At 60.4% G+C, this 21,659-nt stretch carries 20 protein-coding genes; 7 read left to right on the forward strand and 13 right to left on the reverse strand.

Annotated features, from left to right (window positions below; translation table 11 throughout):
• Positions 1 to 90: 90 nt before the first annotated feature.
• Together M1E01_RS10690 and M1E01_RS10695 are read right to left on the reverse strand one after the other, a co-directional pair.
• Complete coding sequence (locus M1E01_RS10690; RefSeq protein ID WP_457971590.1) at positions 91 to 924, reverse strand: ETEC_3214 domain-containing protein; 834 nt, start codon at positions 922 to 924, stop codon at positions 91 to 93.
• A gap of 427 nt (positions 925 to 1,351) precedes the next feature.
• The gene (locus M1E01_RS10695) at positions 1,352 to 1,696 is read right to left on the reverse strand and encodes a hypothetical protein (RefSeq protein ID WP_457971591.1); all 345 of its coding nucleotides are present in this window, start codon (positions 1,694 to 1,696) and stop codon (positions 1,352 to 1,354) included.
• Here M1E01_RS10695 and M1E01_RS10700 point away from each other — a divergent pair.
• On the forward strand, positions 1,683 to 2,021 hold the full coding sequence (locus tag M1E01_RS10700; protein WP_457971592.1) for a hypothetical protein: 339 nt from the start codon (positions 1,683 to 1,685) through the stop codon (positions 2,019 to 2,021). The two genes, M1E01_RS10695 and M1E01_RS10700, sit on opposite strands and share 14 nt — an antisense overlap.
• 382 nt (positions 2,022 to 2,403) lie before the next feature.
• Here M1E01_RS10700 and M1E01_RS10705 read toward each other — a convergent pair whose 3' ends face one another.
• Positions 2,404 to 2,754 carry a nuclear transport factor 2 family protein gene (locus M1E01_RS10705; RefSeq protein ID WP_457971593.1) on the reverse strand — a complete coding sequence of 117 codons (351 nt, stop codon included), beginning with the start codon at positions 2,752 to 2,754 and terminating at the stop codon, positions 2,404 to 2,406.
• Positions 2,755 to 2,910: 156 nt separating this feature from the next.
• On the opposite strand from M1E01_RS10705, the gene M1E01_RS10710 reads away from it, so the two are divergent.
• Complete coding sequence (locus M1E01_RS10710; protein ID WP_457971594.1) at positions 2,911 to 3,276, forward strand: hypothetical protein; 366 nt, start codon at positions 2,911 to 2,913, stop codon at positions 3,274 to 3,276.
• Positions 3,277 to 3,642: 366 nt separating this feature from the next.
• Here M1E01_RS10710 and M1E01_RS10715 read toward each other — a convergent pair whose 3' ends face one another.
• The 3 genes from M1E01_RS10715 to M1E01_RS10725 all read right to left on the reverse strand — a co-directional run bounded on the left by M1E01_RS10715 (position 3,643) and on the right by M1E01_RS10725 (position 7,361).
• Positions 3,643 to 5,541, reverse strand: coding sequence for a BCCT family transporter (locus tag M1E01_RS10715; RefSeq protein ID WP_457971595.1), 1,899 nt, complete (start codon positions 5,539 to 5,541; stop codon positions 3,643 to 3,645).
• 51 nt (positions 5,542 to 5,592) lie between these two features.
• Positions 5,593 to 5,910 carry a Rieske 2Fe-2S domain-containing protein gene (locus M1E01_RS10720; protein ID WP_457971596.1) on the reverse strand — a complete coding sequence of 106 codons (318 nt, stop codon included), beginning with the start codon at positions 5,908 to 5,910 and terminating at the stop codon, positions 5,593 to 5,595.
• A gap of 440 nt (positions 5,911 to 6,350) precedes the next feature.
• Complete coding sequence (locus M1E01_RS10725) at positions 6,351 to 7,361, reverse strand: NAD(P)-dependent alcohol dehydrogenase (RefSeq protein WP_457971597.1); 1,011 nt, start codon at positions 7,359 to 7,361, stop codon at positions 6,351 to 6,353.
• Positions 7,362 to 7,455: 94 nt separating this feature from the next.
• Between M1E01_RS10725 and M1E01_RS10730 the strand changes: the two genes are divergently transcribed.
• A complete protein-coding gene (locus tag M1E01_RS10730; RefSeq protein WP_457971598.1) occupies positions 7,456 to 8,124 on the forward strand; it encodes a TetR/AcrR family transcriptional regulator in 669 nt (222 codons plus the stop codon).
• A 560-nt stretch (positions 8,125 to 8,684) separates the two neighbouring features.
• Here the strand turns inward: M1E01_RS10730 and M1E01_RS10735 are convergent.
• A complete protein-coding gene (locus tag M1E01_RS10735) occupies positions 8,685 to 9,653 on the reverse strand; it encodes a hypothetical protein (protein ID WP_457971599.1) in 969 nt (322 codons plus the stop codon).
• 606 nt (positions 9,654 to 10,259) lie between these two features.
• Between M1E01_RS10735 and M1E01_RS10740 the strand changes: the two genes are divergently transcribed.
• Together M1E01_RS10740 and M1E01_RS10745 are read left to right on the forward strand one after the other, a co-directional pair.
• Positions 10,260 to 10,787, forward strand: coding sequence for a hypothetical protein (locus M1E01_RS10740; protein WP_457971600.1), 528 nt, complete (start codon positions 10,260 to 10,262; stop codon positions 10,785 to 10,787).
• On the forward strand, positions 10,788 to 11,471 hold the full coding sequence (locus M1E01_RS10745) for a hypothetical protein (protein WP_457971601.1): 684 nt from the start codon (positions 10,788 to 10,790) through the stop codon (positions 11,469 to 11,471).
• A 408-nt stretch (positions 11,472 to 11,879) separates the two neighbouring features.
• Here the strand turns inward: M1E01_RS10745 and M1E01_RS10750 are convergent, their stop codons facing one another.
• A complete protein-coding gene (locus M1E01_RS10750) occupies positions 11,880 to 12,260 on the reverse strand; it encodes a hypothetical protein (RefSeq protein WP_457971602.1) in 381 nt (126 codons plus the stop codon).
• A 145-nt stretch (positions 12,261 to 12,405) separates the two neighbouring features.
• On the opposite strand from M1E01_RS10750, the gene M1E01_RS10755 reads away from it, so the two are divergent.
• On the forward strand, positions 12,406 to 12,564 hold the full coding sequence (locus M1E01_RS10755) for a hypothetical protein (protein ID WP_457971603.1): 159 nt from the start codon (positions 12,406 to 12,408) through the stop codon (positions 12,562 to 12,564).
• A gap of 1,058 nt (positions 12,565 to 13,622) precedes the next feature.
• Here the strand turns inward: M1E01_RS10755 and M1E01_RS10760 are convergent.
• From M1E01_RS10760 to M1E01_RS10770, 3 genes are all read right to left on the reverse strand, one after another.
• Positions 13,623 to 14,330: an AfsR/SARP family transcriptional regulator gene (locus M1E01_RS10760; RefSeq protein ID WP_457974934.1), complete on the reverse strand. Its 708-nt coding sequence runs from the start codon at positions 14,328 to 14,330 to the stop codon at positions 13,623 to 13,625.
• A 190-nt stretch (positions 14,331 to 14,520) separates the two neighbouring features.
• Positions 14,521 to 16,380 (reverse strand): DNA/RNA non-specific endonuclease, encoded by a 1,860-nt coding sequence (locus tag M1E01_RS10765; protein ID WP_457971604.1) that lies wholly within the window; start codon positions 16,378 to 16,380, stop codon positions 14,521 to 14,523.
• Positions 16,381 to 16,548: 168 nt separating this feature from the next.
• Positions 16,549 to 17,571 carry a hypothetical protein gene (locus M1E01_RS10770; RefSeq protein ID WP_457971605.1) on the reverse strand — a complete coding sequence of 341 codons (1,023 nt, stop codon included), beginning with the start codon at positions 17,569 to 17,571 and terminating at the stop codon, positions 16,549 to 16,551.
• Between the two features lie 430 nt (positions 17,572 to 18,001).
• On the opposite strand from M1E01_RS10770, the gene M1E01_RS10775 reads away from it, so the two are divergent.
• Positions 18,002 to 18,634, forward strand: a complete 633-nt coding sequence (locus M1E01_RS10775; RefSeq protein ID WP_457971606.1) for a hypothetical protein — start codon at positions 18,002 to 18,004, stop codon at positions 18,632 to 18,634.
• Positions 18,635 to 18,790: 156 nt separating this feature from the next.
• Here the strand turns inward: M1E01_RS10775 and M1E01_RS10780 are convergent, their stop codons facing one another.
• Complete coding sequence (locus M1E01_RS10780) at positions 18,791 to 19,468, reverse strand: response regulator transcription factor (RefSeq protein WP_457971607.1); 678 nt, start codon at positions 19,466 to 19,468, stop codon at positions 18,791 to 18,793.
• On the reverse strand, positions 19,465 to 21,303 hold the full coding sequence (locus M1E01_RS10785; protein ID WP_457971608.1) for a sensor histidine kinase: 1,839 nt from the start codon (positions 21,301 to 21,303) through the stop codon (positions 19,465 to 19,467). The genes M1E01_RS10780 and M1E01_RS10785 overlap by 4 nt, the downstream gene beginning before the upstream one ends.
• Positions 21,304 to 21,659: the final 356 nt, after the last annotated feature.

Below are 21,659 nucleotides of genomic sequence, written 5' to 3' on the forward strand. Positions count from 1 at the left end.
TCCCTGGGTTTCATCCCACAATTTACACCGGTGCTACTTACCGTGGATGCCCTCGGCGAGGGAGTCCACGACGACTTTCATACCGGACTCCTACGAGCCCGCTGCCACCGTCAGCGTAGGCAAGTCTTGGTAGTACGGGGACACCTGCCGAAGTGCGGAGGTCGGAAAACTCCATGCATACGTCTCGACATAGAAGTTCGGCGCTGTCGCGGCTCTGAAGTTCTTCACCTCCTCAGGCGCCTCATCCAGAGGGCCCTGATAGTTAACGGTGGTCGCAGGCTGCCCTGCTGCTGTGCACACGGTATTTACGCCGAAGCCGATGCCGCGGCTCTGGGAACCGTCGGTATCTTCGCTGAGTACTTCTACACGCCAGTGGAACTTTTCCGCGTTCATGATCCCCACCTCGTCCTGGGCGGCGTAGTAGAGCTTCACAGGTGCGTCCGGACCATTGCTCCCGGTGGACTGGGCGGCCATTGATGCGACGTTCAAGGTGATCGACTTACCGAACTTTGTGAAGGTCGGCTGGAAGCCCAGATCGCAGGACAGGACCGAGTAGAGCACCGTCTGCTTCGAGGGCAGGGCAACCGTCTGCACCACGTAGTTGTCCTTGACGTACAGCCGTTTAGTTGTCCCGTCATCTTCACGCTCCATCACGATAGACGGCGGGCCGAGGACGGCGTCAAAGGCATCCACGCTGTAACCGGCGTGGAGCGACGAGACGATCTCGTATTCCTTCAGGTTCGGCCACAGCGTGTCCCTGGCCATCGGGAACCAGGCAAAAATAGCAACCAGTGCGCCACCCAGCCCTGCTAAGCCGGTAATGCCCTTGGCGACCGAGGCAGCAACGGACTGCCACGTACGAGGTTCTTTCTCCTCCGGCTCCTTCGCCGGACCCCCCGGCCTGCTGTTGTCAGCGTCGCTCATGCCTTCCACCTCCGCCTAGCAGTAGTGGCTCAGAGAATCACAGAATCAGGCCGGTGAACAAGACCTGGTCCAGCCTGAGGCGCGCTCAGCGCCTCCCTGAGGGCCTGGGACCTTGGCGGCTGCTAGAGTTCCATGTGGAACTTTGGGCGGCCTGCCTCCGACAGGAATCGCAGCTGTAAATGGCGGTCTTGCGCAGCGCTAAGTCTCACCCTCGCTTACCCCTTAGTCGCGATTCTTCAATCCTGCAGAACGCGTCCCGCAATGGGCGGACAGATCAGCCGCTACTCCTGCCTACCTGTCTTGTATGCTTTCGTTTCGAGGCATATGGGTTATGCGACACGTCACATCGGATTAGGAGAAGGGTTCGGCTGCCCGCAAGGGGATAACGGGGCAACCTGGTATCGCGGGATGACCGGATCGTCCAGCCTTAGGGCTCCGGAGGATCAGTCAGCGACGTTGCCTCGATCAGTTGTTGCACCGCGTCGTCGCTGCCGGACATACTGGCATCCGGCAGCCGATTGAGGGGGACGCCGCCGATCACGCATGCCTTCCAATCCCTGGTAGTGGCCGACACCTCGGCGTCGGGCCGTTCCGGCTCGAGCGATCTGTCGATGCTTACAGCTCGGGCAGATATCCGGGCCAGGTAGGTGACTGGCTGGGCATCCGGGCGTCGGGAGTCCGTGAGGTTGAGCGCAACACGTCGCTCGTCTGCGCAGCCGGAGACCGGCCGCGCATGGGCGCGCATCGCGAGGACCACCGTGTCAGGACTCATGTCCGCGTCGCGCGGCAACGCTGACCCCGACAGCGACGAAATACGCATGATGACCGGCCGGGCCACCGCACCCGTTTCGGGACTGTCCTTCTACGACGCCTGGGAAGTGGCCGGCCACGCAGGCCGGGGCTGCACACGGTCTAACAGCAATCCCTGGGCCACTCAACTGCTGTGGCCCGACCGTCGGATCGACTACATCCTCACGGCAGCACCAAGGCGCGGCGGAACCGGCCATCCACTCGCCGCGGCGCTGCTCGGCACCCGCCCGGTGAGCGGCACGTACGCGTCGGACCACTTCGCGGTGCAGGCCGATGTCCGCTACTGACGAGCCAAGAAGAAGTTCGTTGTAGCTGCGCACCCGGCTCGGTCCGGACTGCGAACGGATCGACAATGCCACCTGGAAGCACCAGATACCTTCGAGGTGCCGAGTGACGATCTGAAGACCCTTATCCGTCCCGGTGACCAAGTGAAGCTGATGTGGTCTGTCGCGCGATTCCCTGGGGAACGGATGTGGGTGACCGTTGCTCACCGCAGAGGTGACCGACTCGTCGGTACTCTCGACAATTACGCGATCTTCGCCTTCCTAAAACCTGATGAAGAAGTGAAGTTCCACATCGACGACATCATTGACTGCGCCTTTGATGAGCCAACAATCGTTGGTGACCTCGTTGGCTTAGCTCCCGCCCGACCCGCACACCCCTGGGAAGCTAAAGGCGCGGACCTGCATGTCCGGCAGCGAGTAGCCATCTGTCACCTTCATGGACCCAGACCTGGGTCATAGGCATACCGTAGCGGTTCCTGCCGGCCGGCGTTGACACGTCGTCTGTAACGATGCAGGTAAGAACGGCGGTGGCACCAAACATCGTGACACTGGGCTGTTCGAGAGTTTGAGCACGCCAGGTGTTCTGGCCCTCTATGTTGGATCGAAGGTATGCATCGCGATCGAACTGGTCTCCCTTGTGTGAGATCCAGCAGAACTTCCGATGTAGTAAGCGACCCAAAGATTCACCGTCACGTCGTTTTAGGGCGTCGGCTCGTTCTAATGCAGCATCTAGCACTCCCTCAGTGAGCAATTCACCGAGTGTCTCAGTGATTGGGCCGCTCTAGGAACTTCCAGCGGCATTGCCCCCGCCTCGACTAGCCAACAGGCGTCCATATCGTCCCGCTCAAGGTTCCCCTTATGGGACAGGTTAACGGTCAAGGAAACTTCAGCAGTGTCCCGGAAAATAGTCCCTCCGCCGCCGGCCGCGAGGATGCTGGTCGCGAGCTCAGCGGCCGGCGCCTATCCGATCACGCGCGCAATCCCCAACGGCGGACAAATCGAGCCCGTAGGTCGGCCCTTCGCCGGAACCGTACTCCTCGAGTCGGGCCGCACCGCGCTCGAAGAGCCGGAGCGCGCCAACGCTGTTCCCCCGGGCGGCCTGGGTGAGCCCGGCGCAGATCTGGGCGAGGCCTTGCCAAAGGTTGCGTTTGTACGCGACCACTCCCGCAAGGACGACACGAACTGGCTGGTCGCGACCTGGAACGTCCGAGGCTTCGGGGAGTTGACCATGCCTTCGACTTCATCGCGCACATCATGACCGGCTGACGAGGAATGAAATCTTTTAGCGGGTCTCGGACCACTACCGCTGTGGACGGAATTCGGGCTCACCAAGCTAATCCCGGCAACACGAAAGGAAGCAGTCCCAAGAGGACTCAAATCTTGGGACTGCTTCCCGGTGCCCTTGACAAGCGAGAACTACGTATCAGCTGTAGCTCCCAGGGACGTTGTTATCGAACTGCTGGTGCTCCGCGAAGTCGAAGCCATTGTCGGACAGGAATGTGGTCACGGGCGGGCAGGACGATGCCGGGGCCGTTCGGGGCCCGTCAGCGTAAGGACGAACTCCGCCGTCCTCGCCCCTGCCCCTGCTGTCGGAGCGCTGGTGAGGCGACCTGGAAGAACTGAGTCACTGGTCTCCCCTCGTTGTTGCTTGCATCGTGTGTGGGCTGCGCACACCGTCAGGATGTTCATCGGATTCATGTTTAGTCACAAGATCGAACTGGACACCGCCGTGTTCATTCACACCGGTGCGGATGGCGCGTTCGACAACGGACTCCGCCAGGCGGTTTCGTAAAGCGATGGGATCGCGGCGCAGATCCCGGACCAGTGCGAAGCAAAGTAGGAACATGACTATTGCGAAGGGCAGTGCGGAGACAATCGTGATGTTCTTAAGGCCGTTTAGTGCTGCGCTGGGGTCGTCTCCGCCGGCCAGCAGCATGACAGCTGCGATGGCTCCGGTCAGGACTCCCCAGAAGATCAGCACCCGCTTGGACGGTTCCAGGCGTCCATTGGAGCTCAGGGAACCCATGACGATAGAGGCCGAATCAGCGCTGGTGACGAAGAAAATGCCGATCAAGACCATGGCGAGCAGGGCAATTCCGATGCCGACTGCCGGCGGGACTTCAAGGTTCCGGATCAGGTCGAACAACGCGCCCTGGAAGGAGATGCTTGGTGCTCCGTCAACCGTTTTGACCAAGCCGTCGGTAGCATCAGCCGTGGCATTGGCACGCTGCTGGATGTCGAATGCAGTGCCGCCAAAAATCGAGAACCAGATGACGCTAACGACGCTTGGCACCAGCAGAACGCCCGTAACGAACTGTCGAATAGTGCGGCCCCGGCTGATGCGCGCGATGAAAATACCGACAAACGGAGCCCACGACACCCACCATGCCCAGTAGAAGATCGTCCAACCGGACATCCAATCACGAAGCGCCTCGTCCCCTACGGCCTCAGTCCGGGAAGCCATGGACGGCAGATCCCCTGCGTAGTCTCCGATTGCAGAGGGAATCAGGTTCAGGATGAACAGCGTTGGCCCGACAATGAAAACAATTCCGGCCAGCGCCAAAGCAAGCACCATGTTGATGTTGGAGAGCCACTGGATACCGCGTGCAATGCCTGAGGCCGCGGAAGCCACAAAGCAAATTGTCAGTGCGGTAATAATCAGGACCAGCACGGGAGAGCCAATCTCGCCAACCCAGCCGTTAAACTGCAATCCACTGGCGATTTGAAGGGCTCCCAGGCCCAGCGAAGCAGCGGTGCCGAAGAGGGTGGCGAAGATAGCCAGACCGTTAATGACCTTGCCCGCGGGTCCATCCGCGCGCTTTCCGAAAAGGGAAGCAAATGCCGAGGAAATGAGTTGGCGCCGACCGAGTCGGAAGGTGCTGTAGGCCATGGCGATGCCAACAACCGCGAACATGGCCCAGGGATGGACGCTCCAGTGGAAAATGGAGGTGGCCATGGCAGTCTGAATTGCCTCCGGGGTCACGCCCGCCACGGTGCCGGGCGGTGGGGCCACGTAGTGGTAGAGCGGTTCGGCCACGCCGTAGAACACCAGTCCGATGCCCATGCCCGCGCTGAACATCATGGCAATCCAGGACACGGTCCGGAACTCGGGCTTCTCGCCGTCCCTGCCAAGCGGGATACTGCCAAAGCGCCCCAGTGCTAGCCACAGGACGAAAACGACAAAGAGAGAAGCCAGGCTTACGAAAATCCAGCCGGTGTTTTCGATTACCCATGCCAGCGCAGCGGTGGAAGTCGCTCCGAGGGAGTCGGAATTGGTGAAGCCCCAGACCACAAAGGCCAGTGCCAAGGCCCCTGTCACTCCGAAAATAACCTTATCCAGGCCCTCGAGTGAGAGGCCAAGACGATGCCTTCCGGCCGAAAGGTCCGTTTCGCTCTCCCGCAATTCTTGCAGGATCCGCTCGTCGTCTTCGTGTTGCTCAAGCTGTTCCACTTCGGCGTCATTGCCGGGAGCGGAAGGGTCATTGGCGCCGTCGCGAAGAGCGGCTCCAGTGGTTATTGCCATGAACTATTCCTCTGATGGATGTGTTGGCGGATTAGATGCGGCCGTCCATTGTCAGGCCAGGGGGAGGTTGGGAACCCCGTCGGATTCGATGATCATGATGTCGCGGTTCGATCGCTGTTGCTTAGTGTACGAACCGGGAGTTTGGCCAGTGGCGCGCCTCGACGCTCCCGGTGCCCAGGTAAAAGCATGAGGTGAAGCGGGCATTGACCCAGCAGTCTTCGACCAGCCGTCGGCCAGGGAGGCGTCCTGGTGAGTGCACGTGCCGTCAATGGCAAAGAGCTCGCCCTCGGTGTGGAAGACGGCGACGGGGGAAACGTGTCCAGACGCTTCCCCTGGTGCCAGTTCACTGCGCGGGCCTGCCTTCTGCATAGTGGAACCTTCTGCTTCGTAGGGGACGCAACTGTACTGTTCCATAACCAGCAACAGCAATCACGATAAGCAACAGAGTGCGCCAGCTCACACCACGTTGTCAAGGACTTGCTGTGCCAGTTCACGCTCGGGACTTCCCTGAGGGCCGCGGAAGTCTGGACGGCCGAGGGCTTCCCTCATGGCCCCTTGTGAACTGGAGCATCCTCAAGGCCGCGCAGATGTCCGGCTAGGCACACCCAAAGCTGACACCCGGTTCCTTGCATTGTCCTTGAAAACAACCGAATTGATTTACCCTGGAACGAGAGGCCCGGTCCCCTGTGGTTAGCAGGTTTAGCTAGAGTTACCAGGGCCTGGCCAAAGCGCCTAGCACACATGCTCACAACAATGTTTGCACTGGGGGTTCCTGACGAAGACTTCATTTCCACGGCGGCTTGCGGCCGTCAGATGGTGAGGGCCACCTTTCCGGACACCTGGCCGTCTTCCAGGAAGCGGAGGGCTTCTTTAGCCTCGGCCAGCGTGAAGGTCCGGTGGAGGGCTGGGGCTATTGTGCCGGCCTCGATAAGCGGGGTGAGGTCCTGAAGTTCGGCGGCACGGACCAGTCCGAGGAACGTGGTCAGCCGTTGGCTGATGAAGGGTGACAGCGCCAGGGCGCCGAGCTGGCGGTGGAGGCCTCCGGTCAGTTTTCCTCCGCTCTCACCGCCGGTGATGACGGCGGTTCCTGTAGGTGTCAGGGCGCGGCGCAGGCGCGAGATCGGCGGATTCCCCGCGATGTCCAGGATGAGGTCGTACGGGCCGGTCTCTGCGAAGTCCTCCCGGGTGTAGTCGATGACGTGGTCCGCGCCGAGGGACCGGACAAACCCGACCTTGCCGGTACTGCAGACTCCGGTGACCTGCGCACCGTAGGCTTTGGCCAGCTGGACCGCGTAGCTGCCGACGCCGCCGGACGCGCCGGTGATCAGCACCTTCTGCCCCTCCCCGATCTTCCCGACCCGCAGGCCCTGGAGGGCAGTGACCGCGGAAACCGGCACCGCCGCGGCCTGCTCGAAGGAGAGCGCCTGGGGCTTCGCGGCCAGCTTGGTCTCGGGTGCAATGGCGTATTCCGCATAGGAACCACGGCCGCTGCCGTACACCGCGTCCCCCACGGCGAACCGCGTGACGTCGGGACCTACGGCCTCTACGGTTCCTGCGAGATCCAGGCCCAGAACCGCGTCCTTTGGTTTCCGGGAGCCAAATGCGAGGCGGCCTAAATATGGCAGCCCGGTCATCATGTGCCAGATTCCGCGGTCGACGCCGGCCGCCCTGACTCTAACGAGTACGTCGTCGCCTTGGACAGCAGGGCGTGGCACCCGCTCCAGGCGAAGCACCTCCGGCCCACCGTAAGCTTCCCGAACGAGAGCGAGCATGCCGCCGGCCCTGGTGCCCTGTCGCTGAGCCCGTTGCTGTATTTTCATGACGTTCCTTTCTGCATGGCAGGCGCTTTCGTACGCTGTACGAAAAAGGTATCCTACGATGTACGGAAGCGGAAGGGCTGGGAGGAGCATCTAGATGAAGGACGCAGGCGCCGGCGGCAGGGACCGACCGGGGCTCAGCCGCGAGAAGGTACTGCAGAACGCCCTGGAGTTGGCGGACAGGGAGGGTATCGCTGCGCTGTCGATACGTTCCCTCGCCCATAGCATGGGCACCAAGCCGATGACGCTCTACTATTACGTGGCCAACAAGGAGCAGATCCTCGACAGCCTCGTGGACCTCGTTTTCAGCGAGATCGACACACCGGATGCTGGAGGCGAGTGGAAGGAACAGATGCGCCGCCGGGCCCACTCGGCCCGCGAGGCGCTGCGCCGGCACCCGTGGGCGGTCAGGTTGCTGGAATCCCGCAAAGCTCCCGGCCCGGCGACCCTAAAGCACCACGAGGCAACCCTGGGGACCCTGCGTGCCGCGGGCTTTACCGTGCAACAGACTGCCCGGGCCTACTCGCTTCTGGACAGCTACATCTACGGGTTCGCCCTCCAGGAAGCCGCACTGCCCATAGCCGGCAATAAGCCCATGGCGGAGGTGGCCGGTCCCATCATGGAACGGTTCGCGACCGGGGAATACCCGCACATGGTCGAGATCGCCACGCAAGTCATCATGCAGCCAGGCTACGACTACGGCAACGAATTCGCCTACGGTCTCGAGTTAATCCTCGATGCGTTGGAACCGGCACCGGCGGGCTAACTGCTGTTGCTTCAACTTACTCCCAGTTGAAGGGTATGCCTGGTGCCACTGACCGAGTGGTCAGTGGCACCAGATACATGCCTCTGCATGCGCGTTGGTGGCTGTCATTCTGCTCTCGTTCAACTCGCATTAGCGCCTGTCACTGGCTTTCGATCGGCAGCTTTGCTTGCAGTTTCGCTGGGCGTGTTCTGCATCATCCAAATGGTGAGCCACGAGGTGGCTGCTGCCAGCCCGACCAGCGCGAGCTGAAGAGCAGTTTCGGGGAACACCGGCGCGCAAGGCGACGGGGATGGCGCTGGCGGTGTAGAGGAGGACGGCGCCTCTCGGTGTCATCATCGGATCTTGACAGTGCTCTGCGATCGTCACTCTGGTTGAACGCAAGACCGGCTTCACCCCGCTCCTACGGCTACCCGGAGACCATTTCGCCATGACCCCGGCCAACGCGCTCATCGCCGCCTACTCGCGCCTACCGCTGCCGCTACGCCGCACACTGACCTGGGACCAAGGCCACGAAATGTTTCAACATCCCGGGATAGAGAAGGCCACAGGTTTGCGGTCTACTAGGGACCACCCGCGGAGTGGCCTCCGATCAGGCGCTGGTGGCCCTGCGATTCACTCTCGTCCTTCTTGTCCGCGATGCGGAACTTGTTCAGCACATCTTCAACGTTAGAGCGGTCAAAAGGCTCTTTCACGAAGTAGTTAAGGTGAGACCAGAGCGCCCGTTCGTTGTGGAGTGATTTTGGCAGTTTGTAGCCCATAGATTCAGCAAGTTTTACTCTCCCCAGGTCAACTTGGGCGCGCACAGTTGCCGCCCACTCGTCCGTGCCCAAAATGGCCAACCGATACGCACCGTAAGCAGCAACGGCCGCTAAGAAGAACGACACAATTAGACCGCTGTCGTTTGGTTGCATTATCCACGTGGCTCCCGCCACGGCAGCGAGAAGCGAACTCAGCCAAGTCAGAGCTACCGCGAAATCGACATTCGTTCGCGCAGAAGCTTCCGCCTTCACGATGTACTCCGGCGCGCTGGCGGCCAAATGGTGCCACAGCGTTTGCGAGTCCAGGTAGTACCGATCAACTGCATAGGTTTCAAAACGCCTCATGGCGTTGCCGAACGCCGTTGGAGCTAACTGATTATCGATGGATGAGAAGCGCATCTCCACCCAGTGGTTGGGTTCATTGTCCGGCCCGCTTTCTTGGGCTTCCTCAATAAGCTTCGCCCTGATGCGCTTCTGCCGTGCAGTTCCGCTGTCCTTCAGAGGTTTGGGCCACAGCCAGTACCCCTCCAATATCTTGTAGAGCGGCGTCTGAAGGGCCGCCAGCAGAAACCCTACGGCGACGGAAACTAGCAGCACCACGAGCTGCTGCTGATCAAGCCCTTGCCTTGCGAAGCGGCTAAAAGGCTCCTCGGCCGCCACCGCCGGCAGCCACAAAATGAGTGCACTCTCCAACACCAAGAAAGCCGGAAAGATCCAACCGACGAGTAGAGTCCATGCCCCGCCAAGGACGCCCTTCGCAATTTCACTCATGGCCGGTCAAGGATCAAAGTCCGTCGGGCTCGATCTTTCCCTCTCCTGTTGCCCCACCAGGTGGTACATAGCCGGTCGGCCCGCTGCCATCGCCTTTCCCGACCCGAGCGTCCCGCGACGCTTCGCTCTCTTCCTCATCCCAGTCCGGCAGGACTAGGCCTCCTGGCGCTGGCGGTCCCGCAGGAGTGGCGTTGTCCGCCTCCTTGTCAGGACTTGGCTTGTCCTGGTGAGGCGCGACCACATCAGGCGCATCCCACTTCGGCATGACAAAGCCTTCACCCGTCACCCAACCGGCAGGCGTACCGCCCGGTTCGGTCCCATCGATATCGTCGCGTTTTACGTTCATGGCTCCGCGCCCCTCCTGATCGCTACTCTGAAGCCGACATCTCTGTCTCCACCCCGGCAGATTCAACCGGCTGAGCGTGCTGCGCTTTGTTGAATCCAGTAGAGCCTCATCAGCGTTACCACCGCGTTACAGGCTCGCGTCCAGAGCAAAGGATCCGCTGAACTCCGGCAATAACGCCACAGTAACGGCCAGCGTGTTCCACTCTCCACGTGCATCCAGTCCGTTTCTGGGGGTGCGCTTACTTTGGGGAGAGATAAGAGATGAGTTACCCCGGCGATGATGACAGGCTACCTGTGATCTACGTACTCGGATTCGCCGACAACGACTCCGCCATCAACAGCGCAGTAGACGCTCAGTTTTACGGATTCAGCCAATGTTCCGTCCATGTCCGCACCGACAGCAGCGGCAGGGCCAGGTTTCATCAGTCGGAATCGCCGCTGTTGCGGCTAATTTCTGGCCACAAGTACGAAGTACCGGTGCACTGTGACCAATGGGCTTTCGTGCAATGGAAGCCGGCACGGTCGGCCCAGCATCGGTGTGGATTCATCGTTTTCACGATGATTCAGCTGCCACCCTTTCAAGGAACCCAGGCGGCGCTGGACCTGTTTGAGATGGTCAAGCTGGTTTTGGAAAAGACCGGCGCGCCGAAGGTCTTTCTTGTGGGGAACCCCATTGGAGGTCTGATCTTCCGCTCACTCCCGAGGCGGCCTTCGGCAATCCATCTCAAGAGGACTTTGAGCGGCCTGCAGTCCGGGCCGGAAGAGCTAGCAGTGCGCGGAGGAGCTTAGATGATCGTTAATGAAGTAAAAGAAACCGTTGCCTTGATAGCCGAGATAATTGAGAACACGCGCACCATTCTCAGCGCGCTTGAAGACGGCCAAGCATACCTGAAAAAAAATCATCCTGACGCAAAGAATGACCTTGCAGACATGATGAAACAGATGAAAGCTACTGTTGCAGGATTAATCAGCATCACCAGAGTCGTGACCTACTTCGACTTCACAAGTGACGGCACCGACATGAACAGAGAACCAGCGCGATTTAATGAACACCTACTTGCAGCGCGGAATCAGGTAGCAGATCTAGAATCAGATATTCAATCGCTAAAGGGTTCATGCAGCCGCATCCAAGAACTAAGTCTGAAGTTGGAAAAAAGAGCCGGCAATCGACCTTGGTGGGCATTGCTCGGCGACAGGGCTGGGCAGCGGGCCGGCGAGCTGTCGTGGCGCCTGGGTAGTTTGTATTTCAATGACTTGGATATGGCTCAAACGGCAAAAAGGACGCTTCACGCCTGTGAGCAGGCACTGGATGCTGTACGTCAGGAACTGCGGCGTGGAGGTGCCGTAAGCACCTCCAACGTACCGCGCGCTCAAAACCTCCTAGATGAATATGCCGCAGAGTTCCGCACAGCAGAAACGGGGCTAAGAGACCTCCGCGACCGGCTCAGCGACCAGATCGGTGCCCTGTCTTGAACCCGATCATCGTTCTTATAGCAGACGGACGAAGTAGAGAATGTCCGTGTCAATCACCGAACCGATGACCAATACGTCCTAAATCACTGTCCGAAATACCTGGGCCGGCAGCGGGCCAGGCATCCGAGGCATGGCGCATTCCGGCCATTGACGCCTGCGGTCTACCACGGCAGGGACGACAACTATGGATTCTTCTTGTCCCTTCGTCCATGATGGGCGCGGGGCGCCTGCACAGGCGGCTGCGGTCATCGATGCGAGTCCAGGGCGCCCAGGAGGTCCTCCATAAATCGCGAGACTGCGCGGGGCAAGAGACATTCCCATAATCCATCAAATTGAAATGTTTCTGACCACAATCCCTACCGCCCCACACAACACGGCGCCGTCGCTTGCCCTGTGGAAGCTCAGTGCTCATGCAGTATTCCTTACCTGTGCGTTGAACTCCGTGCGGCCCAAAACGGTTGCCTTACGGTAGTCCCAATCAGCCCGAGGCTGAATGTCACGCATTTCTTGTTTGTGAGAAGATAAGTATTGTGTTGGCCGGAATGGTGATGGCCGCGGAATAGGGCAGTCGATGCATGGCCGGAGCGTGTGCCATGGTATTTCCGTTGCAGGAAACCCGAGAGAGTAGCCGTAGAGCGTTGATTCGGATTGGCTCATCACGATGACAACGGTCCGCCCGTCCCCCGGCACCCATCGATGACATGCATGCACCCGGTTGGACGCATCCAAGTGATAGGAATTCGTGGAGCCCCTGTGCAGTGCCGGTTGGGTTCGACGCAGCCAAGTCAAATCGCGGGTGAAACAGTGGAAGTCGGTCGTGGTTCGGTCGGTGGCCTTTGCCTCCTAAACGATAAGGCGGTCCGCCCTGGTGTGGTTATCGGACCAGAGACCTCCAGGAACTCGTGGCTCACAACCAGCATTTGGGACTCCGGGGGTGAGCAGCAGTCCTGTGGCTACTCGGGAGCGGCTGCCCGCGTACCATGAGCGTGAATCCGTCGCATCAGCCGACGCGGGGATGCGCGGCCAGCGGTGGGGCCAGGTCGTGGTTTTCGAGGCAGTTGTCGCACTGCCGGCGCATATGTACAACCGCTAAGCGAACAAGCCCGGCTAGGAGCATTGGCAGGAACTTGTGGGCAGTGACACCGCGGACTTTGTCTCGTTCGAGGAGGAGGGAATCCGCAAAGGTAGTAGCCCGAGACAGGCTGGCATTATGCACTGACTCGCCAGATCAAGGAGTCGCAAAAGCCAGGGCAAATTCCACCTGACTTCCTGAGAGCGTCCAATCATTTGCGCATTCGGTGGTTATATGACTATTTTTGTCATACCAGTCGAACGTAGGGGGTCAATAATGCTGTTCAACGCGAGCCCCTTCAGGCTGTTACCCCGCGGAACCAAAACTCCCACCGGAGGGCTGGCGTTACTTCCCCAACTATCTTGGCCCAGGCGGTACAGTAAACCGCCACGAAGCATTCTTCCAGACAGAAGGTCCCTATCCCCGACAAGTATTTTCCCAACGGGCGATCTTGAGCAAACCTTTTGCGAACGCTGGCGGATTCCTGATTCACGTGCAGCAGGATCAAAGGTATCCGGCGACTGCCGGCCCTCGGGCCTTCCTTGGCGGACATGCCCAAGGCGCTATCTGCAGACAGTCGAGGCTGGCCCGGGCATTGGTGAGGCGCGAGCCTCCAGTATGTGTTGTCGCAAACTGAGGAGAGTGGGGGAATTTCATGACAAGCGATGATGGTCCGTCAGGAATGTCCGATCAAGACGGGACAGACTCGGCCGTCCCGCCCATGGGGACCCTGGTCATCCGTACCTGGCTCGAGCCCGATCAGGCACCCGGTTTCCGCGCCAGGCTAACTTATAGCAGGGGTCCGGACGGCGAGCCCGATTGGATTGCCACTGCCGATCGGGACGAGGCCTTGCGTATCGTGCGTCAGTGGCTCTTTGCCCAGCCGGGCTCTCCAGACGAAGCCTAGACGGTAACTGTTAGCTTGGAAGCAAGATTGCCTGGAACCGTGCTCCCCAGCCCCCAAGCGCTTGCCATCGTCGACGGTTGGGGTTCAATCGTGGGCTGTGACCCGTACGCGCTGCCTGGCTCTAGCTTGGCTGCGCTGGAAACTTGTCTTTCAGTCCGTTTCAGTTGCACTGTCACCGAACGTCCGCGACAAGCCTTCGAATTGCCTCTGACGGAGCAATTCCCATATCTGCCTTCAGCTGCGCTTGATACTTCTCAAAGGCCCGAAGTGCTGAGGCGTTGTTGCCCTGCTGCCGCTCGGCCTGAATTAATAGTCCAACCGCTCTTTCGTAGAGGGGTTCAAGTTCCAGTGCTGCCTCAGAGGCTTCCAATGCAATCTCATAGTCGCGCCGTACCAGCGATTCGCGGGCTATGACGAGAAACGCGTGCAATCGGTCCTGCCTAAGCCGGGTCTGCTCAAAAATAATCCAGTCTTCGTACCAGCCAGGAAGCAGCTCTGCACGACGTAAATCGTAAAGGCATGAAGCAGCATTTCCATTGAGCCCGGCTTGGCTCAGGTGTCGAATTTGCGACCGGAAGCGATGCAGGTCGACGTCCAGCAGCTCGCTGAGCGAAAGCACAGCCCCCTCATTGACTAACAGACCCGGCACCTGCCTTGTAATCAGATGCACGCTCACACGCAGACTTTCCATGGCTCTCGGCTCGGCATGCTCCGGCCAAAGTAGCCCGACGAGATAGCTGCGGGGCCGCGGACCGTTTATCGCCAACGCCGTAATCAGCCGTTGCTGGCGCGCTGCGACGTGCACAACATTAGCGCCCTTAAGAAGTTTCCATGACTGAAAAAGGGTCAGTTGAAACTCACCATAGTCGCCGTTGCCCATGGTCACCCCCAAATCCAGCGGCTTAGGAGATCTGGGATAGATCTAGGAACGAGGATCCGTACTTTTATGAGGGATGTCAACGTTCCACGTAATTTGGAAGTTTCTCGGAGCAATGGAAAAGTGCCGTTTTGCATCGTTGAGCGCCAGGAGGAACGTTCAACCTTTCTAAGGCGTGTTTGCAGACTTGAGGTTACCAGCGGATGCTGGCGGGAGTGTCCAGAGGTTTCCTGGCCTCCAGAGACTCGGGTGCGGTGAAGGTGTCGGCAGTGCGCAGCTCGTCGGGAAACCGCAGGCCGGTACGTTCTTCGACTTCACTGACAGTCACTTGGAAGACCCGGAATTCGTCCAGTTCCAGTGCCTCAAGCTGGTTCAGGTTCTGGGTCAGCAGAAAAGCTCTGGACTTCAGCTCTCCGTGGTCGGTGAAAGCGAGCACTTTCCAGTATTCCCGGGGCAACGGGACGTGGCGATAGAGGCGGTCATCCTCTCGGAAGACCGGACCACCGAGAACGCTGACTTTCAGGTCATCCACTTCGACGTCGGAGAACACAGCGTCCTCGATTCGCCCCCACACTCCGTTTTGGCTACTTTGGTTGAAGTCCTCGATTTGTGGAGTGATGTTCGTGAAGTAGAAGGAGTCCTTGTTGGCACGGCCGGCTTCTGCCCGGCTGCCCCAGAGCAGGTCTGCGCGGCGGGCAACATGGCCGCGGTCCAGCCGGTTGCCGCTGTAGAGTTCATCGCCACATTGGAACACCGCCGGGATCCTGGGGTCCTTGGTGAACTTGATACCTTTGCGGCTGATTTTCTGCAGCGCAGTGCCGTCTATATTCCATGCCACCCATCGGGCCAACCGACGGGACCGGCTCATTGCCACTGAGAAGTGGGTGTAGGGAATAATTTCCGAGCCCTCCATCAGCACGGCGTCCTCTTTGAGGGCGGCGTCCAGGGCAGGCGGGTCCAAGCGCGTGCCGAGGAAACGGGGAGCATAGCCCTTGTCGGCGGCCTCGGCGACGGTTTCTGGGTCGGGGGGCAGCAGCGTGATTTCAAGTTTCTCGAACACGGATTCGGGCAGGCACGCCAAGGCGTGTTCGTCGGTGCTGGCGCCGGTTTCGCCTGCGAAGTGCAGTCCTGCGAGTACAGTTCCGGGTTCACCGTTTGCGTTTTTGAAGATCCAGGCCGCACCCGAGTCCCCGCCCCGGCTGATCTCCCCGTCGTCCGGCAGATTCTGGGGATCGGGGCCAATTTCGAAGCCACCGATGGCATGTTCACCTTCCGCTCCATAATGCAGCTTGGCAAGAACGTCGATGCGGCGCACGACCCCGTGGGTGAGTCCGGTGGTGCGGCCGCTCTTGAGGACCTTGTCCCCGATCTCCGGCTCACCCAGCTTCTGTGGGGCCGTGCCGATACCCAGAATTTCCGGGACCATGCCACGCCCTTCAATGCTGGCCACCGCGCAGTCGCCGGCGGGCCCAAGGTGGGAGCGCTTCAGTATTCCGAGGCGGTTACGTTCGACCCGGTTGTCATCGTGCGGGCCGGGCTGCACGACGGTGTCCCCGAGTCTGCCGCCGGATCCATGCAGGACATGCCAATTGCTCAGCACCAGGGGGGTACCGTCGGTCTTGTCATAGACGATGCAACCTATGGTGCCTGCGCTGCCCTTGCTATGGGCGACACTGACCCCGGGCAGAACCGGATCGACCCTGACCTTGGACTGCGGCGGTTCGGCTTCGGCCACGATGCGGAACGCGGGCTCGTAACTGCGCTCGATCACATCAGTGGGAACCGAAACGCCGTCCACCACAATCGTCTCCGGGATCGGCACAGTATCCAGGGATTCCAGCGCTTCCGGGGCCACCTTCTGATCCACAGTGAACTGCAGGGCGATTTCCCCGGTCGATTTACCTTCGGTGACCTTGTAACCCACCCCGATAGACGAGATGTTCGGATCCTTAAGATACTCCGCTCCCCTGGTCCTGATGAACTGCCGCAGCGATTTCGACGCCTTTTCATCGGCCGGCTTCGGCTCATCTGATGAACCCTTCCCGGTGGTCATCGAGTTGGTCCTTTCTTAGTCTTTTTGGATCCCGGTGGCTAGAGCACGCATTCATGCGTGATTGGCCTCCTTACGTGTACTGTGCGTGCGGGGCTGCCAGCAGCCCGAAGGTACACACCCTGCCCGGCTGCTGCCCGTCGCCCCCTCCTTGCCCCGGCAAGATGCCGGTCAGGACCCAGTTCCGGAAAGCCTGCGCAGCAGTTCGAGAGCGCGGTCCCGGTACTCCCCGCCGGTAGTCTCAGCCGATTCCGGCGTAAATCCGTCGCCCTCCAGCACCTGCAGGGCGGCGCCGGCCCGTTCCTGAAGGTCCGCAACCGGCTCGGCGGTATGCGGGTACAGCAGCGCCAGGCCCCGTCGGTCCCCGGCCGAGAGGTCAATACCGTTGCCCGTCGGCGCGCAGGTACTTGGATCGGACTTGTAAAAGAAGGACGGAAAGCTGTACAGCATGACGGAGTCAGTATCGAACGGGCCGGCTACGACGCCCGGGTCCTCCTCAGTGCGAAGGTTATGATCGACCTTACGGCGCGGCCAGTTATTGGGCGGACCCGCCAGGAAGGTGTAGATTCCCGGCCGGCGCCCCGCCGCATCGGGGATAAACACCCCCCGAGGATTCCTCGTGGGCACATATCCGGGGTCATCCTCCCACCGGAACTCCTGTTCACAGGCACCGCGCATGTTCTGATGCGAATGGTGGAACGCCAGGGCATGCAGGAACTCGTGTCTGACCGTGCCCTCCCAGTCATCGGGCCGGTCCGCTGCGAAGCCGCCCAAATTCAGGCTCCGCTGGTTTGGCCGGCCTCCCACCGGGTCCCCGGGGGATCCCACGGTAGGGTCAGTACTGTCGGTGCCGACCAGGGAGAAGTAACCGCCCATGTTGAAACCGACTCGGATCTCGGCCGCCAACTCAGTATCATTCTCATCCCAGCGCCGGTACTCCCCGGAAGGGCTAAGCCCAAAATCAAGGTCCAGGTTGCAGGCATCGGTGATCTGTTTGGTAGCCCCCGCCACCTCCTGGTGGAGGGCGGTATCGCCATCCAAAAAAGCCACTCGCACCACAGATCCTGGTACCCAACGTGCGAGATCAGAGATGAGAAACTCCAGGCCTGAGCCGTTGCCGCCCACGTGCCTCCGCCATGCATCCCGGACCTCGAGGGAGGCCAGTACCTCGTCAGGGAGAGATTCCAGTTTCACAGCACACCTTCCCCTACGTTTCTTCCGGTCGCCCCACGCACCGTGAAAGGGGCCACAGGGAGCGGACATAACCGTAGGACAGCAAGCGTTACCGCGGCGTTACCGTCCCTCTCCTGCTATCCCATTCGAACGATGGCAGCGGAACATGGGTTTGGGAGTTTTCAAGGTTGGTCTCGCTGTTTGCTACCTCATGGGCAGCCCATGAGGCGCCGGTCCTTCTTTGTACGCTCTTCGCAACGAAGTCCTGCCAGCGAATCATTTGCGCAGGGACCCAACTCTCCGCCATCCGGCCGACGAAAGGGACGCGGCCTGCAACCACTACTCGCATCGGAGAAGGGGGTCGATCAGAAGAAATCAGCGCATGTCAAGGCTTACAACCATCTGGCGCATGGACGCCTACCGGCCGGAGTATTGAGAGTATCAACTAAGCATGACTTCGGCCTGGACCGAGGGAATCGATATGGCAGACGAAAAACCAACCAACTGGTGGGTCACGTTGCCCGGCCTTCTGACAGCCGCGGCGGCAGTGATCACGGCAGTGACCGGGCTTTTGCTCGGCCTGGGCCAGCTCGGAGTATTCGACGCCGGCAAGCCGGCCACCGCCCCCGGCTCACCTGCCGGCACCGGCTCTTCGCAGCAGCCCGGCAGCCCGGCGCAGCCGGACATTTCGGCTTCGGCACCGAGTAACGCGCAGCCGGATAACGGTACAGGGTGGGCGGTATCACTGCCGGCCGAGCGTAAGTACCGGTCTGCCGACGTGGAATACGAGATTCTCGACGCGCAGGTCCGCCCCGACGTCGCCGGGCAGATCACACTGACTTTCTCGATCAGATGCACCAACCACGGCAGGTACGACATAAACTTCTGGGACGCCACCTTCCGGCTCAACGCTGACGGGGTAAGCGTATCCCCCGATTCCGGCCTCAACGACCTCGTCGCAGGTGATTCAAGCAAGTCCGGCAACGTCAGTTTCACCGTTCCGGCTGACACTCGAGACCCAGTCCTGCGCATCAAGTTTCCGCGGGGGGAGAGTACGGTTCAGATCGCTTTGTCACCGCTCTGAGTTCGGACTCTCGCGGCTCTCGACTCTATCCAGACCAGCCGTACGCCGCATCCACTTACTGAAGAGTCCAACGTTGAAGGTGGGCACGGCCACCAAGCGCTTCAGCCGTCTGAAGTACCGTGCCGTCCCCTCGCCCGGAACCGCGGCCACGGCCGATTAGTTGGAATCATGGTTCTGTCCGACCCCGCGAAGGTATGTCAGGACAGCAAGGACTCTCCTGTGGTTCTCTGGCTCAGGCCTCAGCTCAAGCTTCAGGAAAATACTCCTGATATGGGCTTCTACGGTGCGCTCCCCTAAGAAGAGGGCCTTACCTATGGCCTGGTTGGTTCGCCCTTCGGCCATCAGCTCAAGGACGCTTTTCTCCCGGCTCGTTAGGTCATCGCCTCGATCGTGACCTTTGTGTGGACGAGTAACCAGACGTGTGACGAGCTCTGCATCGATCGCAGTGCCACCTGCAGAAACGCGGTGCAGGGCGTCAATGAATTCGTCGACGTCGGACACGCGCTCCTTGAGCAAGTAGCCCAGGCCTTTGGCTCCGTTCTTCAATAGTGACATTGCATTTTCGGTTTCCACGTATTGGGATAGTAGGAGAACGCCTATCTCTGGGTATCTGCTTTTTAGGGTCTCTGCTGCCTGGATCCCCTCAATCGTGTAAGTGGGAGGCATCCGGATATCCACTACGGCAACGTCGGTCCCGTGTTTGTCAATGACTTCCAGCAGCTGCGGCCCATCAGCAGCCTCACCCACCACCTCCAGTCCTTCCGACTGCAGCAGGGCCGAGAGCCCCCGGCGCAGTAAAGCTGAGTCATCGGCGATGGCAACTCGCAGTCTCATGGCAGGTCGCCTTCCTGGTCGGTTGAGAAGGGGAGGACGGCACGTATAGCCGTCCCTTTACCGTCAGGGCTGTCGACTGACAGCGACCCGCCGAGTGCCGCTGCCCGGTCCGCAATGCCCTGTAGGCCGCCGTCGGCTCCCGGACGGGCACCACCAATTCCGTTGTCCACGATCACCATACGCATTTCTCTGTCGTCTCCGTTGATGCAAATGCGGATCGAGCCCGCCTTGGCGTATTTCGTGGCGTTAGTAACAGCTTCTGCGCAAATGAAGTAAGCGGCCACCTCCACGTGAGCAGGAATCGCATTGTCCGTCTTGAGATCCAGCTCTACGGGTACGGATGACCGTTCCGCTAGCGCAGCAAGGGAACCAGCGAGACCCTTTTCTCGGAGGGAGGGCGGATATACGCCCCGCGCCAATTCGCGCAGTTCGTCGAGTGCCTCCGAAAGCTCGGCGCTGGCCTGGCCGACCAGGTCTTGTACTTCCCGAAGATCCGTCGCCCGGTTGGCCCGGGCCAGCTCCATCGCCACCGCAACCAAGCGTTGCTGAGCCCCGTCGTGAAGATCCCGTTCAAGCTGACGACGGCGGGAGTCTCCAGCCGTGACGATTCGTTCTCTTGACCGCCGGACCTCAATGAGCTGGTCCCGAAGCTGTTGCTCCATCTGCTGATTTTCCAACGACAGGGAAGTTGCACTGCGTACGGCTGCCAGCAACTGCGGCTGGTCCTGGAGGGCTTCGTCGAATATTAACGCCCCTACTGGTACGCCATGGCGCTCCAGGACCATGGAGGCGCGCCCAGTGGAGGCATCTGGCAACGATTGGGAAACTCCGTTGCTGTCAACAAAAGATACCTGATCAGGGACCCAACGCAGCAACGTAAGCGTTGGGTCATGGACCGAACGGCGGAGCGCGCCGACAAGCCTGTCACCCACCGGGGCTGAACCGACTTCGACCATGAGATCACCCAACGAGCCACGAGCAAATCGGTAACGCCACAGACCGAACAAAACCGCCAGCGGGACCATCGCGGTCGCGGGATACTGCCATAGGAGCGCTTCGGAGGATAGTGACCCGGACACCTGGATCACTGCAAGGGAGACCCACACAGTGGCCGCTGTCTTCACTATCACCGCTAGCCACAGGGGCAAGAAAGCCGACCGGTATGCCCTTGTACCGGTGCGCCAGCGGTCAATGAGGACCGCTACGATCGCGACTCCCACCGAGATCTGAAACGTTCGAACTCCGTTCCCGACAGTATCCATGAGTGCTGGACTGTCCCAGAGCAGCAGCAGATTACGGGAGGTGGACACCCCTTCCTTGATATGAGGGCGTGGGTCGAAGAACGCCCAGCCAGCAACAGGGGCCAACAACCAGGACACGTAGAAAAACGTCACGCCGGCCTTCTCGGCCCGGCTACGCAAAAGGCCTGAGGGAAAGCTAAGCGCCAACTGCAGCAGCGGAGGCTGATACATCAGCGTCAGCGTGACGCCCAGCGTAAATGCCACCGGATCGCTGGAACGGCGGATACCTGACGCGAGCCACAACCACCCCGCTACACACAACAGCACTCCAGGGTTTCGGGTCGGGCGGCTCCCCCAAGCCGTAACACCGGCCACAATGAAAGCAAGACCCACGGCCAGGAACAGCGCAAGTTCAAAAACCGAAAACGGCGTTCGGCCCGGGTTCTCGCCCCACCGCAGCACGCCCTGGGCGCTTAAGCCCAAAGTCCGCGCAGGATCTTGAACAGCGATGGGAGACCAGTCAATGCAGACCAAGACAAGCAACACGATGCCAAAAGTCACCGCTGCCACTGACATCAGCTGCTTGGGACTCACTGTATTACCCCGCCTGATACTTCCGGGTACGCCGCCACGAAGAAGGCAATTGTCCCACTTGGTCGACTACTTGGTCCACGCGCCTTCGACCCACCCGAGCGTACGGGTCATGCCGGTGCCGGTAGGGCTGTCCAGGCGAGACCCCACCTGCCCGAGGCTGCAACCCCGGGCAGATCCCACCCAGCTATGGGCCGGTACAGGCCTATGATCACCAGCCCGCAACTCTTGTGCACGGCGGTTCTTGGGACCAGCGGGCGGGCCATGTCACCGGTCCACGAGTTTCATGCGCCCAACGCCGTCTCGCCCCGAAAGGCCAGCAGTCCGTGGTGCAGCCACGAACCGTGCTGGCACGGAAG

This window comes from Arthrobacter sp. D1-17 (genome assembly GCF_054130535.1).